The organism is Phenylobacterium sp. (genome assembly GCF_965284355.1).
Lineage (GTDB): Bacteria > Pseudomonadota > Alphaproteobacteria > Caulobacterales > Caulobacteraceae > Phenylobacterium.
In genome coordinates, this window is the sequence record NZ_OZ260078.1 from 1598261 (window position 1) to 1618729 (window position 20469).

General features: G+C 69.2%; 20 protein-coding genes. 8 read left to right on the top strand and 12 right to left on the bottom strand.

Annotated features, from left to right (window positions below; translation table 11 throughout):
- Positions 1 to 4: 4 nt before the first annotated feature.
- Entirely contained in the window at positions 5 to 1615 is a 1611-nt protein-coding gene (locus tag ACQ66R_RS07780) for a flavin-containing monooxygenase (RefSeq protein WP_430420747.1), read from the bottom strand.
- 109 nt (positions 1616 to 1724) lie between these two features.
- On the opposite strand from ACQ66R_RS07780, the gene ACQ66R_RS07785 reads away from it, so the two are divergent.
- A complete protein-coding gene (locus ACQ66R_RS07785) occupies positions 1725 to 2543 on the top strand; it encodes an N-acyl homoserine lactonase family protein (protein WP_430420749.1) in 819 nt (272 codons plus the stop codon).
- Between the two features lie 10 nt (positions 2544 to 2553).
- Positions 2554 to 4089 (top strand): acyl-CoA synthetase, encoded by a 1536-nt coding sequence (locus ACQ66R_RS07790; RefSeq protein WP_430420751.1) that lies wholly within the window; start codon positions 2554 to 2556, stop codon positions 4087 to 4089.
- On the opposite strand, the gene ACQ66R_RS07795 is transcribed toward ACQ66R_RS07790, so the two are convergent.
- The 7 genes from ACQ66R_RS07795 to ACQ66R_RS07825 form a co-directional block, all read right to left on the bottom strand.
- Positions 4090 to 5076 carry an aldo/keto reductase gene (locus ACQ66R_RS07795; protein WP_430420752.1) on the bottom strand — a complete coding sequence of 329 codons (987 nt, stop codon included), beginning with the start codon at positions 5074 to 5076 and terminating at the stop codon, positions 4090 to 4092.
- A gap of 14 nt (positions 5077 to 5090) precedes the next feature.
- Positions 5091 to 5960, bottom strand: a complete 870-nt coding sequence (locus ACQ66R_RS07800; protein ID WP_430420754.1) for a 2OG-Fe(II) oxygenase family protein — start codon at positions 5958 to 5960, stop codon at positions 5091 to 5093.
- Positions 5961 to 6131: 171 nt separating this feature from the next.
- Positions 6132 to 7139, bottom strand: coding sequence for an aldo/keto reductase (locus ACQ66R_RS07805; RefSeq protein ID WP_430420756.1), 1008 nt, complete (start codon positions 7137 to 7139; stop codon positions 6132 to 6134).
- A gap of 52 nt (positions 7140 to 7191) precedes the next feature.
- Positions 7192 to 7851, bottom strand: a complete 660-nt coding sequence (locus ACQ66R_RS07810) for a Type 1 glutamine amidotransferase-like domain-containing protein (protein ID WP_430420758.1) — start codon at positions 7849 to 7851, stop codon at positions 7192 to 7194.
- A gap of 20 nt (positions 7852 to 7871) precedes the next feature.
- Positions 7872 to 8243, bottom strand: a complete 372-nt coding sequence (locus tag ACQ66R_RS07815) for a DUF4180 domain-containing protein (protein WP_430420759.1) — start codon at positions 8241 to 8243, stop codon at positions 7872 to 7874.
- Positions 8240 to 9103, bottom strand: coding sequence for an alpha/beta fold hydrolase (locus tag ACQ66R_RS07820; protein WP_430420761.1), 864 nt, complete (start codon positions 9101 to 9103; stop codon positions 8240 to 8242). Before ACQ66R_RS07820 ends, ACQ66R_RS07815 begins: the two co-directional genes overlap by 4 nt.
- A 4-nt stretch (positions 9104 to 9107) precedes the next feature.
- Complete coding sequence (locus tag ACQ66R_RS07825) at positions 9108 to 9521, bottom strand: helix-turn-helix domain-containing protein (RefSeq protein ID WP_430420763.1); 414 nt, start codon at positions 9519 to 9521, stop codon at positions 9108 to 9110.
- 148 nt (positions 9522 to 9669) lie between these two features.
- On the opposite strand from ACQ66R_RS07825, the gene ACQ66R_RS07830 reads away from it, so the two are divergent.
- Positions 9670 to 10062 carry a hypothetical protein gene (locus ACQ66R_RS07830; RefSeq protein WP_430420765.1) on the top strand — a complete coding sequence of 131 codons (393 nt, stop codon included), beginning with the start codon at positions 9670 to 9672 and terminating at the stop codon, positions 10060 to 10062.
- A gap of 8 nt (positions 10063 to 10070) precedes the next feature.
- On the opposite strand, the gene ACQ66R_RS07835 is transcribed toward ACQ66R_RS07830, so the two are convergent.
- A complete protein-coding gene (locus tag ACQ66R_RS07835; RefSeq protein ID WP_430420767.1) occupies positions 10071 to 11216 on the bottom strand; it encodes an aminotransferase class I/II-fold pyridoxal phosphate-dependent enzyme in 1146 nt (381 codons plus the stop codon).
- A 112-nt stretch (positions 11217 to 11328) separates the two neighbouring features.
- Here ACQ66R_RS07835 and ACQ66R_RS07840 point away from each other — a divergent pair, with 112 nt between their 5' ends.
- Both ACQ66R_RS07840 and ACQ66R_RS07845 read left to right on the top strand, forming a co-directional pair.
- Entirely contained in the window at positions 11329 to 12633 is a 1305-nt protein-coding gene (locus ACQ66R_RS07840) for an MFS transporter (protein WP_430420769.1), read from the top strand.
- 50 nt (positions 12634 to 12683) lie between these two features.
- A complete protein-coding gene (locus ACQ66R_RS07845; RefSeq protein WP_430420771.1) occupies positions 12684 to 13406 on the top strand; it encodes a hypothetical protein in 723 nt (240 codons plus the stop codon).
- A gap of 9 nt (positions 13407 to 13415) precedes the next feature.
- Here the strand turns inward: ACQ66R_RS07845 and ACQ66R_RS07850 are convergent, their stop codons facing one another.
- Positions 13416 to 14282 carry a TauD/TfdA dioxygenase family protein gene (locus ACQ66R_RS07850; RefSeq protein ID WP_430420773.1) on the bottom strand — a complete coding sequence of 289 codons (867 nt, stop codon included), beginning with the start codon at positions 14280 to 14282 and terminating at the stop codon, positions 13416 to 13418.
- 18 nt (positions 14283 to 14300) lie between these two features.
- On the bottom strand, positions 14301 to 14672 hold the full coding sequence (locus tag ACQ66R_RS07855) for a limonene-1,2-epoxide hydrolase family protein (RefSeq protein ID WP_430420775.1): 372 nt from the start codon (positions 14670 to 14672) through the stop codon (positions 14301 to 14303).
- Positions 14673 to 14786: 114 nt separating this feature from the next.
- Between ACQ66R_RS07855 and cobS the strand changes: the two genes are divergently transcribed.
- Together cobS and ACQ66R_RS07865 are read left to right on the top strand one after the other, a co-directional pair.
- A complete protein-coding gene (gene cobS, locus ACQ66R_RS07860; RefSeq protein ID WP_430420777.1) occupies positions 14787 to 15788 on the top strand; it encodes a cobaltochelatase subunit CobS in 1002 nt (333 codons plus the stop codon).
- A gap of 94 nt (positions 15789 to 15882) precedes the next feature.
- Positions 15883 to 16926 (top strand): hypothetical protein, encoded by a 1044-nt coding sequence (locus ACQ66R_RS07865; protein ID WP_430420778.1) that lies wholly within the window; start codon positions 15883 to 15885, stop codon positions 16924 to 16926.
- A 12-nt stretch (positions 16927 to 16938) separates the two neighbouring features.
- Here the strand turns inward: ACQ66R_RS07865 and uvrC are convergent, their stop codons facing one another.
- Positions 16939 to 18864, bottom strand: a complete 1926-nt coding sequence (gene uvrC / locus ACQ66R_RS07870) for an excinuclease ABC subunit UvrC (RefSeq protein WP_430420780.1) — start codon at positions 18862 to 18864, stop codon at positions 16939 to 16941.
- A 108-nt stretch (positions 18865 to 18972) separates the two neighbouring features.
- On the opposite strand from uvrC, the gene ACQ66R_RS07875 reads away from it, so the two are divergent.
- Positions 18973 to 20463, top strand: a complete 1491-nt coding sequence (locus ACQ66R_RS07875; RefSeq protein ID WP_430420782.1) for a sensor histidine kinase — start codon at positions 18973 to 18975, stop codon at positions 20461 to 20463.
- Positions 20464 to 20469 lie beyond the last annotated feature (6 nt).

Sequence of the window (20469 nt, forward strand, 5' to 3'; positions counted from 1 at the left end):
CGCTTCAGAGGCGTGCGTCCGAGGTGAGCGCGAAGCCCTGATATCCGGCGGCGGCGACCTCGTTGCACTTGTCGCGATAGACCGGGAAGCCGCCGATGTAGGGCATGAACACCCGCGGCTTCCCCGGCACGTTGGCCCCCAGGTACCAGGAGTTGGCGTGCGGGAAGATCGTGGGCTCGGCCACCTCGTTGACGTGGGCGACCCACTCGTCCTGCGCCGCCTCGGTGGCCTCGATCGCCCCGAGCTGCCGCTGGCCCATCCAGGCGATGCAGTCCGAGATCCACTCGACGTGCTGTTCGATGGCGACGGCCATGTTGCACAGCACCGAGGGGCTGCCCGGCCCGGTCACGATGAAGAGGTTCGGGAACCCCGCCACCATCAGGCCCAGGTAGGTGCGGGGACCGGCGGCCCACGCGTCCTTCAGAACGGCGCCGCCGCGACCGCGGATGTCGATCTTACCCAGGGCGCCCGTCATGGCGTCGAAGCCGATGGCGTAGACGATGGCGTCGGCCTCGTAGGTCGCCGCTGATGTTCGCACGCCGGTCGGCACGATCTCGACCAGCGGCTCGTCGTTGAGGTCGACGAGGCTGACGTTGTCGCGGTTGAAGGTGTCGTAGTAGCCGGTGTCGACGCACAGGCGCTTGGCGCCGATGGGGAAGGTCTTGGGGACCAGCTTCTCGGCCGTGGCCGGATCCTTGACGATGCCCCGGATCTTGTCGGCCACGAACGCGACCGCCGTCGCGTTGGCGTCGAGATCGGAGGTCAGGTCTCCGTAGGCGCCCAGCAGGGCGAAGCCGCCCACCTGCCAGCGCGCCTCGTAGACGGCCCGGCGCGTCGCCTCGTCCTCGTCCCACGCCAGGGTTTCGCGCCCGTCCACCATGCGGATGCCGAAGCCGGTTTCCCGGGCCTCGCGCCGATACTGCTCGCGATTGGCCGCCCAGTCGGCGACCACGGCCGGATCGGGCGGGCCGTTGTGGGCGGGCACGCTGAAGTTCGGCGTCCGCTGGAAGATGGTGACGTGGTCGGCCTGGGCGGCGATCTGCGGGATCGACTGGATGGCCGACGAGCCGGTGCCGATCACCGCGACCCGCTGCCCGGCGAAATCCACGCCCTCGTGCGGCCAGCGACCGGTGTGCCAGCTGGGGCCCTGGAACGAGTCCTGGCCCGGGAAGGCCGGCTCGTTCGGCACCGACAGCACGCCCGTGGCCATGACGCAGTAGCGCGCGGTGACGGTCTCTCCGCGGTCGGTGGTCACCGTCCAGCGGTTGGAGGCCTCGTCGAAGTGCGCGGCGGTGACCCGGGTTTCGAACTGAATGCCGTCGCGCAGGCCGAAGCGGTCGGCCACGTGGTTGAGGTATTTCAGCAGCTCGGGCTGGCTGGCGTAGCGCTCGCTCCACACCCATTCGGCGTCCAGCTCAGGCGAGAACGAGTACGAGTACTCCTGGCTCTCGATGTCGACGCGGGCGCCCGGATAGCGGTTCCAGTACCAGGTGCCGCCCACGCCGGTCCCGGCCTCGAAGACCCGCGCCGTCAGCCCCTGCTGGCGAAGCCGGTGCAGCATGTAGAGCCCGGAGAACCCCGCGCCCACGATCACCGCGTCGTACGATTGACCCATACCGACGTCTCCCCCTTTTGCCCTTTTCGGCGACGATACGCCCTTTGCGGCCTTGTGCATCCCCGGCGTGCGGCGTCAGGTTGGCGAAAATCAAATCTGGGAAACGCCGATGCTCCGCCTGTTCGCCGCCGCTGCCGTCTCAGCTCTGATAAGTGGGTCCGCGCTTGCCGGGCCGGCCGCGCCGAAGAGCGTCGAGCTCTACGCCATCGAATGCGGCCGGCTGACGATGCCCAATGCCGACGGCTTCGCCGACGACGGCTCGTACAAGGACAAGCCGGCGAAGATGGTGGTGCCCTGCTACCTGATCCGTCACCCCAAGGGCGATCTGATCTGGGATACGGGCCTACCCCAGGCCGACAAGCCAGCGCCCAACGCCGCCGTCCCCACCCTGGTCGACCAACTGAAGCAGCTTGGCCTGACGCCCGCCGACATCGAGTACCTGTCGATCTCTCACAGCCACTTCGACCACATCGGCAACGCCGGGAAGTTCGCCTCCGCCACGTGGATCGTCGACCCCAAGGAAAAGGCGTACGCCTTCAGCGAGGGCGCACGGAAGAACGCGGCCCAGTTCGCGACCTACTCGGCGCTGGAGACCTCGAAGACCAAGCTGATCGAGCAGCCGACCTTCGACGTGTTCGGCGACAAGACGGTGGTGATCTATCAGGCCCCGGGACACACGCCCGGGCACACGGTTCTGCTGGTGCGGCTGAAGCAGGCGGGGCCGGTCCTGCTGACCGGCGACATGTGGCACATCGCCGAAAGCCGCCCCAACCGCCGCGTCCCACGCTTCAACTTCAACCGCGAGCAGACGCTGAAGTCGATGGACCTGGTCGAGGCGCTGGCCAAGGAGACCAAGGCCCGGGTGGTGCTGGAGCACGTGCCCGAGGACTTCGACACCCTGCCGAAGTTCCCGGCGGCGCTGAAGTAGGGGCCGGGTCATGGGCGCGCTGATCAGCGGAGACCGGCGGCTGGATCTGGCCGTCATGAACGAGCGGGCCGCGCGGGCGGCCACGGGACTGCTCAGCCTGGGGATCCGCGAGGGCGACGTGATCGCCCTCTACCTGCGCAACGACTTCCCGTTCATCGAGGCCAGCACGGCGGCGGGCCTGCTGGGCGTCTACGCGACCCCCGTGAACTGGCACTACCTGCCCGACGAGGCCGCGTATCTGTTCGAGAACTCGGGCGCGAAGGCGATCGTCATCCACGCCGACCTGATCGAGCCGATCCGCTCGGTCCTGCCGCCCGGCGTGCCGGTGCTGGTCGTGCCCACGCCGCCGGAGATCGCCGAGGCCTACGGGATCACGCCGCAGGCCACGCCGGCGGGCATGCTGGACTGGGACGCTTGGCTGGCGGGGTTCGAGCCGTATACGGGCGCGCCCTCGACCGGCGGCGGCACGGTGATCTACACGTCCGGCACGACCGGCAGGCCCAAGGGCGTGCGCCGCCATCCGCCGACGCCCGAGCAGGCCGAGGCCTATGCCCGCGTCCTGATGCGCGGCTTCGGTTTCGTGGGCTACGGGCCGCCGCAGGATGTGGTCACCGTGGTGACGGGGCCCATGTACCACTCCGCGCCCAACGCCTATGGGCTGTTCGCGGCGCGGGCGGGCGGCACGGCGATCCTGCAGCCCAGGTTCGACCCCGAGGAGCTGCTGCACCTGATCGAGACGCACAAGGTCACGCACCTGCACATGGTGCCGATCATGTTCCACCGGCTGCTGAAGCTGCCCGAGGACGTGAAGCGCAAGTACGACCTCAGCTCGCTGAAGTTCGTGGTCCACGCCGCCGCGCCCTGCCCGCCGCCGATCAAGCGCGAGATGATCGAGTGGTGGGGCCCCGTGATCGAGGAGTACTACGGCGCCACCGAAGTCGGCATCGTCGTCAGCTGCAACAGCGAGGAGTGGCTGGCCCACCCGGGAACGGTCGGCAAGCCGATCCCTGAGGCCGATGTCCGGATCATCGACAAGGACGGCAACGACGTGCCCCAGGGCGAGGTCGGCGAGGTGGTCTCCCGCAACCGCTTCATCAACGACTTCACCTACCACGGCGACGACCAGAAGCGCCGCGACAGCGAGAAGGCCGGCCTGATCGCGCCCGGCGACATCGGCTATTTCGACAAGGACGGGTTCCTCTACCTGTGCGACCGGGCCAAGGACATGATCATCTCGGGCGGGGTGAACATCTATCCGGCCGAGATCGAGGCCGAGCTGCTGAAGATGCCGGGCGTCGCCGACTGCGCGGTGTTCGGCATCCCCGACGAGGAGTTCGGCGAGGGCGTCTGCGCCGTGGTCCAGCCGTCGGACGGGGCGCCGATCACGGAGGCCTCGGTGAAGGCCTACCTGCGCGAGCACGTGGCCGGCTACAAGGTCCCGCGCGTGGTGGAACTGGCGACCGATCTGCCGCGGGAGGACTCGGGCAAGATCTTCAAGCGCAAGCTGCGCGAGCCCTATTGGGAAGGCCTGGAACGGCGGATCTGACTACTCGCCGGGCATCCGTTCGGTGTCGACGCTGGCCTGCAGGTGGTCGGGATAGCGCGAACCGACGACGGCGCGTCCCGCGGCGTCGACGCCGGCCATGATCTCGTCCGAGAGGGTGATGGCCGCCGCCGCGGCGTTCTCCCGCATGTGGGCGACATTGGCGGTGCCGGGGATCGGCACGATGTCGCCGCCCTTCCGCAGCAGCCAGGCGAGGCACAGCTGCGCCGGCGTGCAGCCCGCTTCGCGCGCCAGAGCCTCGAACGTGCGCAGCGCCGCGAGGTTGGCCTGGAACGCCTCGCCCTCGAACCGCGGCATCCCCTTGCGCAGGTCGCCGGCCTTGATCCGCGACAGGCTGCGCACCCCGCCGGCCAGGAAGCCCCGCCCCACCGGCGAGAAGGCCACGAACCCGACGCCCAGCTCGCGGCAGGCGTCCAGCACGCCCAGCTCGGGATTGCGGGTCCAGGGGGAGTATTCGGTCTGGATCGCGGCGATGGGATGCTCGGCATGGGCGCGGCGCAGCGTGGCGGCCGAAATTTCGGAGACGCCGATCGCGCGGATCTTTCCGGCGCGCTTCAGGTCGGCCAGGGCGCCGATGCTGTCCTCGATCGGGACCCGCCGGTCCCACCGGTGCAGGTAGTAGAGGTCGATGACGTCGGTCTTCAGCCGGCGCAGGCTGTCGTCGCAGGTGGCCTTGAGCACGGCCGGATCGCCGGTGAGCTCGCGGCGATCGCCGTTGGTCAGCCCGCACTTGGACGCCAGCACGAACTCATGCCGGCGCTTGCGCAGATGCTTGCCGATCAGCGCCTCGTTGCGGCCCATGCCGTACGCGACGGCCGTGTCGAGAAAGGTGTAGCCGGAGTCGAGAGCGCCCTTCAGCACGCGCTCGGCGTTGCCCCAGCCCGGCGGTCGCCCATAGGCGCCGCTCAGGCTCATGCAGCCGAAGCCGATGGCCGACACGTCGAATTCGCCGACCCGACGTGTCTGCATCACGAGGCCCGAGGTCAGGCGGCCTTGGCGACCGCGCCTTCGCGGCCCGTCGGACCCCACCAGAGCGAGGACGTGCGGCCCGAGATGTTGATGTAGAGGAAGTCGCGCGCGATGCCCTGGCTCAGCACCTGGGTCACCCCGTGGTAGCTGTTGTTCTGGCAGGGGAACAGGACGCCCAGGTTCTCGCGGGGGCGCAGGCGGGCCACCTCGGTCACGTTTTCCGGGTGCGGGTAGCGCTCGTACTTGCGGACCGGCTTCTGCTCGTTGTGCTTGAAGACCAGGAGGTCGCCGCCCTCGAGCCCGACCTTTTCGGCGTCGGTGAAGTAGATGATCAGCGAGCACAGGCGGTTGGCCCGGTCGCAGTGCGGCTTCTTGGCGTAGCCGGTCAGGCTCTTGTGAATGTCGAGGCGGGTGAACAGCTCGACCGGCTCGACGCTGCGGAACGGCTCGGCCAGCAGGCCCACGGCCGCCGACACGCGGTCGCCCAGGGTGGGCTTCTCGGTCAGCACGTCGCGCGGCTCGAAGTAGTTCGAGTTCACATGGCTGCGACGGATGTCGACGCTGAGGCCGATGTCGTCGATATGGTCGGCGAACACCTCGCGGAACTTGTCGGCGAAGGCTTCGGAATTGATGAACTCGCCGAAGTCCTTCCAGGCGCTGGAACGGCGGGTCAGCTCGTCATAGGCCGGGTCGCCCCGGTAGATGTCGAAGCCCGCGCCGGTGCGGCTGCCCACGGCGCCATGGCTGCTCTTCTGCGCATCGAAGATGCTGGTGTCGGGAAAATCCTTGCGCAGCGCCGCGAACAGATCGGCCGGCAGGATGCCGTCCTTGATGATGTGCGGATAGGGCGCGGCGTTGACGTCGGCAGCAGTGATGGCGAGCATTTTCGGTCCCCAGATACGTCGGCGCGGGTCGATTCCCTATGACCGAGGCCCGGCGGCTTGCCAAGGCGACCGGTTCGGGAATCTCGCCGCACAGTAAGCGCGTGGTCGCAAGTTCGGCGCCAAGCTAGCGCCGACTTGTGAACGGAATACGGACGCCGCGCGGCCGAGGTTTCAGACCCCTTCTTCGACCGGCATCCGCTCGGTGTCGACCGACGCCTGCATGGCGGCGGCATACCGGGGGCCGACCACCGTGCGCTCGTTCACCGCCGCATCGACGCGGGCCATGATGTCGTCCGAGAGCGTGATCGCGGCCGCCGCGGCGTTCTCGCGCATGTGGTCAGGGTTGGCCGTGCCGGGGATGGAGACGATGTCGTCCCCCTTCCGCAGCAGCCAGGCCAGGCACAGCTGGGCGGGCGTACAGCCGGTCTCTTGCGCGATCGCGGCGAAGGCCTCGTAGACCTTAAGGTTGGCGGCCAGCGCCTCGCCCTGGAAGCGGGGCATCCCCTTGCGGAAGTCGTTGTCCTCCAGCGTCGACGGATCGTGGGCCGCGCCGGCCAGGAAGCCGCGCCCCACCGGCGAGAAGGCGACGAACGTGACGCCCAGCTCGCGGCAGGCTTCGAGCACGGCAATCTCTGGGTTGCGGGTCCACGGCGAGTATTCGGTCTGCAGCGCGGTGATCGGGTGGACGGCGTGCGCGCGGCGCAGCGTGGGCGCCGAGACTTCCGACAGGCCGATCGTGCGGATCTTGCCGGCCTTCACCAGGTCGGCCAGGGCGCCGACGCTGTCCTCGATCGGCACCTTCTTGTCCCAGCGGTGCAGGTAGTAGAGGTCGATGACGTCGGTCCCCAGGCGGCGCAGGCTGACGTCGCAGAGGGCCTTGAGGGTCTCGGGCCGGCCGTCGATCCCGCGCTGGGTTCCGGTGGCGTCGGTGATGCCGCACTTGGACGCCAGCACGAACCTGTCGCGATGCGGGCCCAGCACCTCGCCCACCAGGGTCTCGTTGTGGCCCAGGCCGTAGACGGCCGCAGTATCGAAGAACGTGTGGCCGGCGTCCAGGGCGCCCAGCAGCACCTGCTCGGCCACGTCACGCGACGGCGGCGAGCCGTAGGCGTGGCTCAGGCTCATGCAGCCGAACCCGATGGCCGACACTTCGAACGGACCCAGCTTGCGCGTCTGCATGAACATTCCTCCCGGCTGCGGCCGGTGAGAGACGACGCCGACCTAGCATGCGTCAAGGGCGTCCGGCGTGCAGTTCCAGGGTTTCGCCGTTCTGGATCAGCACGTCGCCGTCGCGCAGCGTCCGGTGGGGGACGCCGTTGGCCACCATCCAGGCGGCGGTCTGCTCGGCGGCTTCCGCCTCGTCATGCTCCGAGCGCCAGTGCGGGACGATGGCGGCGTCGATGAGGCCCAGGCCCTCCCAGACGGGCTCGGGATCGTAGCCGTCGGCCAGCACCGTCGGGTCGTCCATGTGTTCCAGACCGCGCAGGCTGGGGGCGGCCACGCAGGCGCCGGCGCTCCAGCCGCCATAGACCAGGCGATCTGCCCAGACGAGGCCGGGCGCAATGGCGTCGAACCCGCTCTGGCGCATCGCGCGCCGAAGCAGGAACGCGTTGCCGCCCACCGCCCAGACCAGCCGGGTCCGCTCCAGCTCGGCCAGCAGCGCCTCCGGGCGGCGGAAAAAGGCCCGCAGGTCCAGGTCGTAGGCGTCGAGCCCGCGGTCGCGGAAGTCGGCGATGGGATCGAACACTTTGCGGGCGTAGGCCTCGCGGTCGGCCTGCGGCACGAAGTCGACGGCGTTGGAGATCACGCCCACCCGCGCGCCCGACCCGGCCATGCGGATGAGCTCGGCATAGCTGTCGCCGGTGCGGTATGAGGCGAGGTAGAGGCGCATGACCGGCACTCTAGCGTGGCTTATCGCCTCGCCGCGAGCCTGGCTTCCAGGTCGGCCATGTCGGCGACGAACCAGATATGGCGACCCCGGTTGCACTCGCGGACGTAGTCGGCAAGCGCGCCGCTGCGGGCCGTCGCCGCCGACACGTCGCCCAGGATCGCCAGGCTCAGCCCGTAGTTGACGAACTTCTGCGTCACCTCGCCCGCGATGCGGGTCGAAAGGGTCAGGAAACCCTCGCCGAGGCGCTCCACCGGGATCACCGCGAGATCGGCGCCGCTGCCGTAGAGATCGCCGATGATGTCGGTGGCGGCCCGTTCGCCGTCGATGGGCGGACCTTCGCGCGCGCAGACGAAGACCGGCCGGCCGGCTATCACCTCGACCCGCCCGCTCACGACACACCCGCCCGCTGCAGGAAGCGCGCGATCGTCGCCCCGTGGTTGACCAGCATATGACCGCCGTCCGGCAGCCAGATCACCTCGGCATGCGGCGCATGGCGTTGCAGCCGGTCTCGCGTGCCGGCCGAGTCGATCATCGCGTCCTGCGCGCCCAGGATGACCTGCACCGGCATCGAAAGCCGCTCGAGCGCCGCGTCTTCGAACGGCGGCAGGGCCTCGGTCCGCGGGCGGAAGCTGGCGAAGATCAGCTGCATGAACTCGCCGAAGGCGACCGTTCCGGGCGACGGCTCGCCGGGTGGCGCAGGCCCCAGGATCTTCTCCATCGCCTTGCGACGTCCCCAGGGCCCCAGCATCAGCAGCGGCAGCGCCCAGAGCAGCACGTTCCTGTGCCGCCCGACGCCGCCCGGGCAGAGCAGCGCCATCGCGGTCACCCGGTCGGGATGGGTCGTGGCGTAGTGGAGCGCCAGCCAGCCGCCCAGCGAGATGCCGACCAGCGCCGCGCGCGCGAGCCCCAGACCGGACATCACCTCGCCCAGCCAGTCGGCGTAGACGCCGCTGGCCAGCGGCGGCCGGCTCTCGGCCGACAGGCCGGGTTCGCCCACCATATCGACGGCAAAGACCCGGAAGGTCTGGGCCAGATGCGCCACGTCGCCGATCCAGCTCGCACTGTTCGCCGCCGACCCGTGCAGCAGCAGCACGGCGGGCCCGTCGGCGGGACCGCTGGCGACCACGAACGTTTCGCCCAGAGATGTGGCGACGGTCCGATGTTCGGAGGGCGCGGGCCACAGACGCAGAAGCTCGCGATACCGCGCCAGCACCGTGGCCCCGTCGCTCGGCCGCTTCCAGATGCCGGTCATGGGCTCAGGCGTCCACGCTGAAGCGGATGAGCTGCAGCATCGCCGCCACGTCGTCCGGCGCGCCTATCATGATGATCTTCAGCCGGCGGCCCGCCGGGTCGTGGGCCACGTCCAGGCTCATCGGGTCGGCGTGACCCCGACCGCTCAGGCGGGCGGCCGTGATCTGCCGCGCCAGCCGCTGGGCGCGTTCCGGGTCGACCCCGTCGATGTCCACGATGCTGGTGACGCGGATCGAGGCCGACGCCGGCGCGGCCCCGTAGGCGCCGATCATCGCCTCCAGGTCCGAACGCAGGATCCGGTAGGATCGCCCCACCTTCACGGCTCGCACGCGGCCTTCGCGGATGAAGCGGAGCACCGTCTTGGGATGCAGCCTGAGCCGCTCCGCAAACTGCTCGACGGTATAGACCTCTTCCGACACAAAGCTCTCCAATATTCCCTATTTTAGGGTTTCATGGGATTTTTGAGGAGTCAAACAGACGTCGCTGTGAAAGTTGCCATCGGCCAGGTGCGATCGCCGCCCGGGATTCCCATCTCAGGGGCCACATCTTCGAGAGGAGCTGGGATCGATGTTCGACCTTCGGGGGGCGGGGCTGGCCCTGGCCGCGCTTGCGCTCAGCGGCTGCGAGGGCGCCGGCACGGCCGTCAAGCAGAGCGCAGGCGACTTCGCCAAGGAGGCTGCGCAGACGGCCAGCGGCATGGTGGGCGTGAAGACCGCCTGCACGCTTGCAGGTCAGAGCGAGGCCTTCTGCGGCTGCGTCGACGAGCGGCTGGGTTCGAAACTGGATGCGGGCCAGCTCGACGCGCTCTCCAAGGTGGTCGTGGAGGCGGTCCGCACGGGCTCCATCGAGAGCGCAGCACAAAGCGCCGAAGCGCTCAGTCCCGAGACGCGTCAGGCGCTGGCCCAGTGCGCCGCGCGGGCGGCCGTGACCGGCGTCGTCGGCGAGGCGACCGCTCAGTAAGCGCGCCGCTAGGCCGCCCGGGCCCGCGCCTCAGCGAACCACGGCACGAGCCGGCGGATCGCGTCTTCGATCTCGGGCGTCGAGACCGCGAAGCTCATCCGGATGTAACGGCGGCCGTCCACGGGGTCGAAGTCGATGCCGGGCGCGGTGGCGACGCCGGTGTCGCTGAGCAGCTGCTTGCAGAACGCCAGGCTGTCATCGGTCAGACGGCCCACGTCGGCGTAGATGTAGAAGGCGCCGTCGGGCGGGGCGATCTTCTCGAGGCCCAGCGCCGGCAGCGCCTCGAGCAGCAGCTCGCGGTTCCGGCGATAGGTCCCGACGTGGCCTTCCAGCTCGTCGCGGCAGTCCATGGCGACCAGGGCGGCGTGCTGGGCCAGCGACGGCGCGGTCAGGAACAGGGCGCCCATGTAGGCCACGGCGCGTGAGGCCTCGTCGCGCGGCGAGATCAGCCAGCCCAGGCGCCAGCCCGCCATCGAGAAGTACTTGGAGAAGCTGTTCACGACGATCGCGCCGGGCTCGAACTCCAGCATCGAGTGGGTCGGCTCGGCATAGCTCAGGCCGTGGTAGATCTCGTCCGAGATGATCCGGATGCCGCGCTCGCGACAGACCTGGGCGATGGCGCGGAGTTCATCGGCGGGGATGATCGTGCCGGTCGGATTGGCCGGGCTGGCCAGGATCACGCCGGCCGGCGCCGGATCCAGCGCGGCCAGGGTGGCGGCGGTGAGCTGGTAGCGGGTCTCGGGTCCGCAGGCGATCTCCAGCGGGACCATGTGCAGGGCTTTGACGTTGTTGCGGTAGGCCACGTAGCCCGGCCGCGCCATGGCGATCACGTCGCCCGGCTTGAACGTCGCCGACAGCGCCAGCACCAGGGCCGGCGAGGCGCCGCAGGTGAGCGTGATCTGGACCGGCTCGATCGCGACGCCATAGGTCTCGGCGTAGTGACGGCAGATCCGCGCCTTGAGCGGCTCGCTGGACCAGTAACCCATGGCGTCGGCGTCCAGCACCTCGTGGGCGCGGGCGATGGCCGCGGCGGGCGCGCCGGTGGACGGCTGGCCGAACTCCATGTGGATGACCGAGCGGCCCTCGGCCTTCAGCCGCTGGGCCAGCCCGCTGATGGAGATGGCGTAGAAGGGATCGACGATCTGGGCGCTCATGACGGCTGGATACATGCCCGGCGCGCGGCGTCTACGTCCAGAGCGACGGTCATGGCCTTGACCGCAACGGCTGCGGGCGCGAAGGCGGGCGGGTTCGAGGGGAGCTCAACGCGTGACCACCACCACAGCCGCAGGCGCGGGCAGCGCCTCCAACCGCCGCGTGCTGGCGGCCAGCCTGGTGGGGACGGCGGTCGAGTTCTATGACTTCTACATCTACGCCACGGCCGCGGCGCTGGTGTTCCCGCAGCTCTTCTTCCCCAAGTCATCCGACAGCGCCCAGCTGCTGCAGAGCTATGCGACTTTCGCCGTCGCCTTCTTCGCGCGGCCGGTGGGCGCGGCGTTCTTCGGCCACTTCGGCGACCGGATCGGCCGCAAGTCGACGCTAGTGGCGTCGCTGCTGACCATGGGCCTGTCGACCCTGCTGATCGCCTTCCTGCCCAGCTATGCGCTGGTGGGCTGGGTGGCCCCCTTCCTCCTCTGCCTGTTGCGCTTCGGCCAGGGTTTCGGCCTGGGCGGCGAGTGGGGCGGCGCGGCGCTGCTGGCGGTCGAGAATGCGCCGCCGGGGTGGAAGGCGCGGTTCGGGATGTTCCCGCAGCTGGGCGCGCCGGTGGGCTTCATCGCCGCCAACGGCCTGTTCCTGCTGCTGGGCGTCGTGCTGTCGCCGGAGGCCTTCATCGACTGGGGCTGGCGGCTGCCGTTCCTGGCCAGCGCGATCCTGGTGGGCCTGGGCCTGTGGATCCGCCTCCGGATCACCGAGACGCCCGACTTCCAGAAGGCGATGGCCGAGGCCGAGCCCAGCCACGTGCCGATGGCCGAGACCATCCGGCGCCATCCCGGCGCGCTGGTGGCCGGCACGTTCGCGGTGGTCGCCTGCTTTGCGCTGTTCTACCTCTCGACCGCGTTCGCCCTCGGCTATGGCACGGCGACGCTCGGCTACAGCCGTGAGACGTTCCTGGGCGTGCAGTTGGGCGCCATCCTGTTCCTGGCGGCCGGCATCATCGCGGCCGGGTACGCCTCAGACGCCAGCAACGCGCGCCGGGTGCTGATGGGCGGCTGCTTCGCCACGGTGGCCGTGGGCGGCGTGATGGGCGCGATGATGGGCGCGGGCTCGCTCGGGCTGATCCTGGCCTGGCTGTCGCTGGCGCTGTTCACCATGGGCTTCGTCTACGGTCCCCTGGGCGCGTTCCTGCCCAGCCTTTTCCCGCCCCGCGTGCGCTACACGGGCGCGTCGCTGGCCTTCAACATCGGCGGGATCATCGGCGGCGGCATGGCGCCCATCGCCGCGCAGGCTCTGGCCGACCGCGGCGGCCTTAACCTGGTCGGCGGCTACCTGGTGGCGGCCGGCGTGCTCAGCCTGGCGGGCCTGTGGTTCTGCAAACCGCCGCCGGATGTCGCCCAGCCGACGCAGCAAGCTTAACTTCAGGATTTCTGACAGATATATGACGCTTCTCGACCGAGGGGCGACGTATGTCGGGGCGCAAGCCTGTGTTGATCGACTGGCGGTGGGTGGGCGTGGCGCTTGCCGTGCTGCTCGCGTTCGACGTCACCGACATCGCGTTCTATGCGGGCCACGTCCTGTCGCTTCACGGTCTCGCCCCGGACTGGCTGCAGACCAAGCTCTTCGACATGAACCGCGAGTTCGGGCTGGTCGAGGACGTCGAGTATGCAAAGTCCGTCCTCTGCGCCATGGCCATGACGCTCTGCGCCCGGCGCAGTCGCGAAGGCCTGTTCTTGGCCCTGGCGGCGCTGCACATCTGGCTGGCGGCCGACAACGCGATGGCTCTCCACGAACGCATCGGCGGCGTCCTGGGGGAACGGCTGCTGGGCGGCGCGACCCTGGGCCTGGAACGGCCGGCGGATCTGGCGCAGGTGGTGTTCTTCGCCACGGTCGGCCTGACGCTCATCGCGCTCTTCGGCGTCTTGCTTCGCCGCGCCCCCCAGCCCCTCGCGAGGACCGGCGTGATCCTGCTGGCCGCGGCCGCATCGCCCGGAATCTTCGGCGTGGCCGTCGACGCGTTCCGGGCCACCCCCGCCGCGGTCCCGCTCAGCGAGACGGCGCTGATCATGCTGGAGGACGGGGGGGAGACGGTGATGCTGTCGCTGGCCACGGCCCTCTGCGTCGGCTGCCTGCGCCATTCCCGGACGTGGAGCAGCTCGTGGATGGCCGAACCCGCAGGCGTTCGCGCCTAGACCCGTCCGTCAGACCGGGACGTCGCCCGCCACCGTCGTGCGGTGCATCACCCGCAGGTGGCCGTCATAGCCGCCCTCGGCGAAGTGCATGGTGCAGCGGTTGTCCCACATGAGCACCATCCCCGGCCGCCACTTGTGACGGTAGCGGTACTTGTCCTGCAGCAGGTGCTTGTAGAGGAAGCCCAGCACAGCATCGGCCTCCATGTCGGTGAGCCCCTCGACCCCCACCGTGTAGGTGGGGCTCACAAACAGCGCCTTGCGGCCGGTGACCGGGTGGGTGCGGACCAGCGGGTGGGGGTGGGTCTTATCGGCCTCGGCGGAATAGAGGATCTTCATGGCCCGCTTCTCGGTCTCGCGGGCGAAGAGCCCCTCGGCGCCGTAGGGCCGGCCGGCCGAGTGGATCGCGCGTAGCGGCGCCAGCATCGCCTGCATCGTCGGCGACAGGTCGTCGTAGGCGCGCGCCGCATCGATGAAGAGCGTGTCTCCGCCCACCGGCGGGGTGACCTCGGACCGCAGGATGGTGGCCGCGGGCGGCGCCGGCTGGAAACTCCAGTCCGAATGCCAGCCGCCGCCGAAGTTGGGGGCCTTCTCGTCAGGCTCGCGCCGCAGTTCCAGCACGTTGGGCCGACCGGGCATGGGCGCGATGAAGGGGTCGTCGCCGAACGGACCCATCTGCAGCGTGAAGGCCTCGAGCTCATCCAGGCTGAGCGGCTGATCGGGGAACGACAGCACGGCGTGTCTGGCCCAGGCATCTCGGATCGCCGCCATGACGGAAGGCGGCAGGGGTTTCGTCAGGTCGACGCCGGTCACCTCCGCGCCGAAGCCACTGTCCTCCGCCCGTACCTGGATCGGGCCCGATGTTGCGCCATCCGCCATGACGTTCCTCCCCTGGATCTAGCCGCCCAGCGCCCGAGTGTACGTGGCCAGGTCGAAGTAGTCGCGCCAGACCCTGATCTTGCCGTCCTGCATTTCGAACACCCCGCAGCATGGCAGGTCTACCCGCTTTTCGCCCAGCCGGGTTCGGTCAAGCCGCTCGGCGAACACCACGTCGCCCGCCTCGATGAGGTGGAGGATGTCCCATTCGGTCGCCGACCAGTCCTTAATGAACCCGGCGATAAAGGCCTGGACCGCGGCGCGGCCGACCACCGGCCGGGCCGGCATATTGTGGTAGACGCCATCCTCGGTGAAGAACCCGGCCAGCTCCGCCGGGTCGAGCCGTGACCAGGCGGCTATGAAGTTGCGGACGATCTCGGCGTTGGCGGCCATGGCGGCAGTTGCTCCCTTCCCCGGCGGCGCCCGGTCTCTGCGCAGGCGCTTCTTCATTTTCCGATGAAACACCCGTTTGCGTACGCGGCGGCAAGCTTGTAATCGAACCCAGCCATGGCCGCTTTCGACACAACCGAAGACAAGCTCATCACGCTGACCCCCGACACGGAGGTTGACGTGCGATCGACCTTCAATGTCGATTTCGACATGAAGGTCCCGGCCTTCAGTGAGCGTGACAGCCACGTGCCGGACATCGATCCGGCCTACAAGTTCGATCCCGAGACCACGCGGGCGATCTGCGCCGGCTTCGCCTTCGATCGTCGGGTGATGGTCCAGGGCTATCACGGCACGGGCAAGTCGACCCACATCGAGCAGGTGGCCGCGCGGCTGAACTGGCCGATGATCCGGGTGAACCTGGACAGCCACATCAGCCGGATCGACCTGGTCGGCAAGGACGCCATCGTCCTGAAGGACGGCAAGCAGGTCACCGAATTCCGCGAAGGCATGCTGCCGTGGGCGCTGCAGCGCCCGATCGCGCTGGTCTTCGACGAGTACGACGCCGGCCGCCCGGACGTGATGTTCGTGATCCAGCGCGTGCTGGAAGCCTCGGGCAAGCTGACCCTGCTGGACCAGAACCGCGTGATCCGGGCCAACCCGTATTTCCGCCTGTTCTCGACCACCAACACGATCGGGCTCGGTGACACCACGGGGCTCTATCACGGCACCCAGCAGATCAATCAGGCGCAGATGGACCGCTGGTCCATCGTCACCACGCTGAACTACCTCAGCCACGACGTGGAAGCCGAGATCGTTCTGGCCAAGTCGCCGTCCTACCAGACGGCCGAGGGCCGGCGGACGATCAACGCCATGGTGCGCGTCGCCGACATGACGCGGAACGCCTTCATGAACGGCGACATCTCGACCGTCATGAGCCCGCGGACCGTGATCACCTGGGCCCAGAACGCCGAGATCTTCGGCGGCGACATCGGACTCGCGTTCCGCATGACGTTCCTGAACAAGTGCGACGAACTGGAGCGCGGCACCGTCGCCGAGTTCTTCCAGCGCGCCTTCGGCCAGGACCTGCCCGAGAGCACCGCGCGCGTTAGGGTGGCCTAGCGTCGCCTTCGACGCGCTCCGCTTGAGCGCGTGATCCAGACCAGCCTTGCAGCTGCCTCCCCCCGGCGCGATGGTGGCGGCGGGAGGACTGGCCATGAAGACGATGCAGATCGCGCTTGGCTTCGGGGTGGCGCTGTTGGCGACGACGGCGATGGCTCAGGGCAAGCGGCCCGACATCGAGGGCAACTGGACCAACGCGACCATGACCAGCCAGACGCGGCCGGCGCAGTATGGCGCGCGCCTGGCGATGACGGCCGAAGAGGTCGCCAAGATCGAAAGCGCCGCGGCGGCGCAGATCGAGAAGGGCAACCAGCGGACCGATCCCAACGCCCCCACCGTCGCGGACGGCACGGTGGGCGGCTACAACCGCGGCTTCCTGGATCCTGGCCTGCGGGTCATGCGCGTGGGCGGCGAACCCCGGACCAGCCTGATCACCACGCCCGACGGCCAGCCGCCTGCCCCGCGCCCCGGCTCGAAGGTGTCGGCCTCCGAGATGCGCGCGTTCTCGGGCTCGCCCTACTATCTCGACCAGTACGGCGCAGCCGCGCTGTACGGCGAGGATCAGCAGACGGCGCGGCGCTACAACAACCCGGAAGAGATGAGCCTGGCCGACCGGTGCCTCACCTCGTTCGGCCGCAACGGCCCGCCGCCGATGATGTCCAACGGCTTCTACAACAACAACTATTCCATCGTTCAGGGGACCGACGCGGTCGTCATCGTGGTCGAGATGGTGCACGACGCGCGCGTGATCCGGCTGGGGTCGCGGGAGCATCGGGCGGACTCGGTCAGGCCCTGGTTCGGCGATTCCGTCGGCTGGTACGAGGGCGACACGCTGGTGGTCGAGACCACCAACTTTCCCAAGGCCCAGGCCTTCTTCGGGGCCTGGGAGGACCTGAAGGTGACCGAGCGGTTCCGGCGGGTGAGCAAGGACCGGCTGGGGTATGCCTTCACGGTCGAGGCGCCCAGCGTCTGGGACAAGCCCTGGGGCGGCGAATACGAGTTCGCCGCGCTGGACGGGCAGGTCTATGAGTACGCCTGCCACGAGGGGAACTACGCCCTGCCGGGCATCCTGGGCGGCAGCCGCGCGGCCGACCGGGCCGAGGCGGCGGCGCCGGCCAAGGCGGGCGGCGCGAACTAGCGCGGACGCCGGCTACTTCCGGAAGTAGTCCCAGACCCGCTTGGCCAGCGCCTCGCTCACCCCGTCCACCTTCGCCAGGTCCTCGACGCTGGCGCGGCTGACGCCGCGGGCGCTTCCGAACGCGTGCAGCAGCGCCCGCTTGCGCCCCGGCCCGACGCCCTCGATCTCGTCGAGGGGGTTCTTCTTCATGTCGATGGCGCGCCGGGCCCGGTGCGTGCCGATGGCGAAGCGGTGGGCCTCGTCGCGCAGACGCTGGAGATAGTAGAGCACCGGGCTCTTCGGCTCGAGCATGAAGGGCTCCTTGCCGGGGATGAAGAAGCGCTCCAGGCCCGCGTCGCGGTCCGGGCCCTTGGCGACGCCGACCACCGGGATGTCGTCGACGCCCAGGTCGGCCATGATCTCCAGCGCGGCCGAGAGCTGGCCCGCGCCGCCGTCGACCAGCACCAGGTCGGGGCGGGCGAAACCGGAGTCCTCGCCGGTGATCCCCTCCTCTTCCTCCTTCACCAGCCGCGCGAAACGGCGGCGCAGCACCTCTTTCATCATCGCGAAGTCGTCGCCGGGGGTGAGCTCGGTGCTCTTGATGTTGAACTTGCGGTACTGGCTCTTCTGGAAGCCGTCGGGGCCGGCCACAATCATGCCGCCGACGGCGTTCGTACCCATGATGTGGCTGTTGTCGTAGACCTCGATCCGCTCGGGCTGGGTCTCCAGACCAAAGGCTTCGCAGACGCCGGCCAGCAGCTTCGACTGCGCCGAGCTCTCGGACATCTTCCGGCCCAGCGCCTCGCGGGCGTTGGTGTGGGCATGATCGACCAGCTGGCGTTTCTCGCCGCGCTGGGGCCGCCCGATCTCGACCTTGCGGCCCGATTTCTGGGCGAAGGCCTCCTGCAGCAGCTCGCGCTCGGCCGGTTCGATGGAGACCAGGATCAGCCTGGGGATCGGCTTGTCGTCGTAGAACTGGCCCAGGAAGGCGCCCATGATGTCGGCATCCTCGTCGCTCTTGTCGACGCCCCCCTGTGGTATCTTGGGGAAGTAGGCGCGGTTGCCCCAGTTCTGGCCGGCGCGGAAGAAGAACACCTGGACACAGGCCTGGCCGCCCTCGGAGTGGAGCGCGAAGACGTCGGCCTCTTCCAGGGTCTCGGGGTTGATCTGGGTCTCCTGCGCCACCGAGGCCAGGGCGCGGATGCGGTCGCGCAGCCGGGCGGCGACCTCGAACTCCATGTCGTCGGAGGCCTTCTGCATCGCCTCGGACATGCGCTGCATCACGGCGCGCGAGCGGCCGCGCAGGAAGTCCTCGGCCTGATCGACCAGGCCGGAATAATCCTCGATGGAGATCAGGCCGGTGCAGGGCGCCGCGCAGCGCTTGATCTGGTGCAGCATGCAGGGGCGCGTGCGGCTCTCGTAGACGCTGTCCGAGCACGAGCGGAGCAGGAACGCCTTCTGCAGGGTGTTGAGCGTCTTGTTGACCGAATAGGCCGAGGCGAACGGGCCGAAGTAATCGCCCTTGATGGTGTGGGCGCCGCGATGCTTGCGCAGCTGGGCCGCGGGGTGTTCGCGGCGGATGACGATCTCGGGGAACGACTTGTCGTCGCGCAGCAGGACATTGAAGCGCGGCTTGAGGCTCTTGATCAGGTTGATCTCGAGCAGCAGAGCGTCGGTTTCGGTGCGGGTGGTGACGAACTCCATCGAGCGCGTCTGGTCGACCATGTGGGCGATGCGCTGGGTGTGGAAGCGGCCCTGGGCGTACTGGATGACGCGCTTTTTCAGACTGCGCGCTTTGCCCACATAGAGGACTTCGCCATCCTCCCCCATCATGCGGTACACGCCGGGACGGTCCGGCAGGCGGGTGACCTCGTCCTTGATGAGGGCCGCACCCTTCAGCGGCGCGGCGTCCGATCGGGCGGCTTCGCGCAGGGACGGCGGGGGGGAGGCTTCCGACATGGCGTCGAATATAGGCGAGTCCTGGCGCGGCTGCAGGGCTGCTCCGTCCGGGCCGGGAACAGGCCTGGCCATAACGCGTTGCCCGATCGAGGGGGAGCGCAATCAACAATGGGCGCCATCGTGACAGGTCGCCCGGCCGCGGGCGCGGGCGCGATCGATTTCGCGCGACTGTTCCGGATCCTGCCCAGCCCCTACATGATCCTGGACCGCGACCTTCGCTACGTGGAGGTGAACGACGCCTACTGCTCCGTGCTGGAGCGGCGTCGCGAGGATCTGATCGGCGCCTACCTGTTCGATGCGTTCCCCAACCCCGGCGAGAGCGGGCGGCGCCTGAAGGCGTCGTTGGAGCGGGTGCTGAAGACCGGGCTGACCGACTCGCTTCCGCTGATTCCCTACGCCATCGAGCGGCCGGCGGCCCGCGGCGGTGGGTTCGAGATGCGCTACTGGTCGGCCGTGCACGCCCCCCTGCTGGACGCCTCCGGTCGCTGCCAGTTCATCATGCAGAACACGGTCGACGTGACCGAGCTGCAGCGGCTGAGAACCCTGGCCTACGGTCCGGGCGGCGAACCGGCGCCGGGCGAGAAGGACATCCTGCTGCGCGCCCAGGAGCTGCAGGCCGAGAACCAGACCCTGCTGCGCGAGACCCAGGACCTGCGCCAGCTGTTCATGCAGGCGCCAGGCTTCATCGCCGTCATCGCCGGGCCCGAGCTGCGCTTCGCCCTGGCCAACAACGCCTATCAGCGCCTGATCGGCGACCGCCAGATCATCGGCCGCCCGGTCGGCGAGGCCCTGCCCGAGGTGGTGGAGCAGGGTTTCGTGGCGCTGCTGCACCAGGTCATGGACCGTCGCGAGCCCTTCGTGGGCCAGGCCATGAGCGTCAGCCTGCGCCGCACGCCGGACGCCCCCCTTGAGGAGCGCTTCGTCGACTTCGTCTTCCAGCCGATCATGACGCCGGCCGGCGACGTCACCGGCGTCTTTGTCGAGGGCAGCGACGTCACAGATCGCGTCCACGCCGAGCGCCAGCAGAAGCTGCTCGTCGACGAGCTGAACCACCGTGTGAAGAACAGCCTGGCCACGGTGCAGGCCATCGCCCACCAGACCCTGCGCACAGCAGCGAACCCGGCGGCGTTCCGGGAGGCCTTCGAGTCGCGGCTGATGGCGCTGTCAAAGACCCACGACCTCTTGACGGCGACGAACTGGCGCGGCGCGGCGCTGCGCGACGTGCTGCTGGCCGAGTTGGGGCCGTTCGGGCCCAATCAGTACCAGCTCGAAGGCCCCGACGTAGACCTGACACCGGCCGAGGCGCTGGCGTTCGGGCTGGTGGCGCACGAGCTGGCGACCAACGCGGCCAAGTACGGGGCGCTCTCGGGCGCGGACGGCTGCGTATCGGTGGAGTGGGTCACCGAAGACGGCCGGCTGGCGCTCACGTGGCGCGAGCGCGGCGGGCCGCCGGTCGCAACCCCAACCCGTCGGGGCTTCGGGTCCCGGCTCATCGAACGCAGCCTGCAGGGCCAGCTGGAAGGCAGCGCCCATCTGGAGTTCGCGCCCGGCGGCCTGATCTGCCGGATCGAGTTGCCGCTGGGCGGCGCCGAGGGCTGACGCGAC

Coding starts and splice junctions, on each gene's coding strand:
- ACQ66R_RS07850 (WP_430420773.1), bottom strand. CDS start 14,282: ATGGCGGATGGCGCAACATCGGGCCCGATCCAGGTACGGGCGGAGGAC.
- cobS (WP_430420777.1), top strand. CDS start 14,787: ATGGCCGCTTTCGACACAACCGAAGACAAGCTCATCACGCTGACCCCC.
- ACQ66R_RS07805 (WP_430420756.1), bottom strand. CDS start 7,139: ATGCAGACGCGCAAGCTGGGTCCGTTCGAAGTGTCGGCCATCGGGTTC.
- uvrC (WP_430420780.1), bottom strand. CDS start 18,864: ATGTCGGAAGCCTCCCCCCCGCCGTCCCTGCGCGAAGCCGCCCGATCG.
- ACQ66R_RS07810 (WP_430420758.1), bottom strand. CDS start 7,851: ATGCGCCTCTACCTCGCCTCATACCGCACCGGCGACAGCTATGCCGAG.
- ACQ66R_RS07820 (WP_430420761.1), bottom strand. CDS start 9,103: ATGACCGGCATCTGGAAGCGGCCGAGCGACGGGGCCACGGTGCTGGCG.
- ACQ66R_RS07780 (WP_430420747.1), bottom strand. CDS start 1,615: ATGGGTCAATCGTACGACGCGGTGATCGTGGGCGCGGGGTTCTCCGGG.
- ACQ66R_RS07800 (WP_430420754.1), bottom strand. CDS start 5,960: ATGCTCGCCATCACTGCTGCCGACGTCAACGCCGCGCCCTATCCGCAC.
- ACQ66R_RS07785 (WP_430420749.1), top strand. CDS start 1,725: ATGCTCCGCCTGTTCGCCGCCGCTGCCGTCTCAGCTCTGATAAGTGGG.
- ACQ66R_RS07855 (WP_430420775.1), bottom strand. CDS start 14,672: ATGGCCGCCAACGCCGAGATCGTCCGCAACTTCATAGCCGCCTGGTCA.
- ACQ66R_RS07830 (WP_430420765.1), top strand. CDS start 9,670: ATGTTCGACCTTCGGGGGGCGGGGCTGGCCCTGGCCGCGCTTGCGCTC.
- ACQ66R_RS07845 (WP_430420771.1), top strand. CDS start 12,684: ATGTCGGGGCGCAAGCCTGTGTTGATCGACTGGCGGTGGGTGGGCGTG.
- ACQ66R_RS07835 (WP_430420767.1), bottom strand. CDS start 11,216: ATGAGCGCCCAGATCGTCGATCCCTTCTACGCCATCTCCATCAGCGGG.
- ACQ66R_RS07875 (WP_430420782.1), top strand. CDS start 18,973: ATGGGCGCCATCGTGACAGGTCGCCCGGCCGCGGGCGCGGGCGCGATC.
- ACQ66R_RS07865 (WP_430420778.1), top strand. CDS start 15,883: ATGAAGACGATGCAGATCGCGCTTGGCTTCGGGGTGGCGCTGTTGGCG.
- ACQ66R_RS07795 (WP_430420752.1), bottom strand. CDS start 5,076: ATGCAGACACGTCGGGTCGGCGAATTCGACGTGTCGGCCATCGGCTTC.
- ACQ66R_RS07790 (WP_430420751.1), top strand. CDS start 2,554: ATGGGCGCGCTGATCAGCGGAGACCGGCGGCTGGATCTGGCCGTCATG.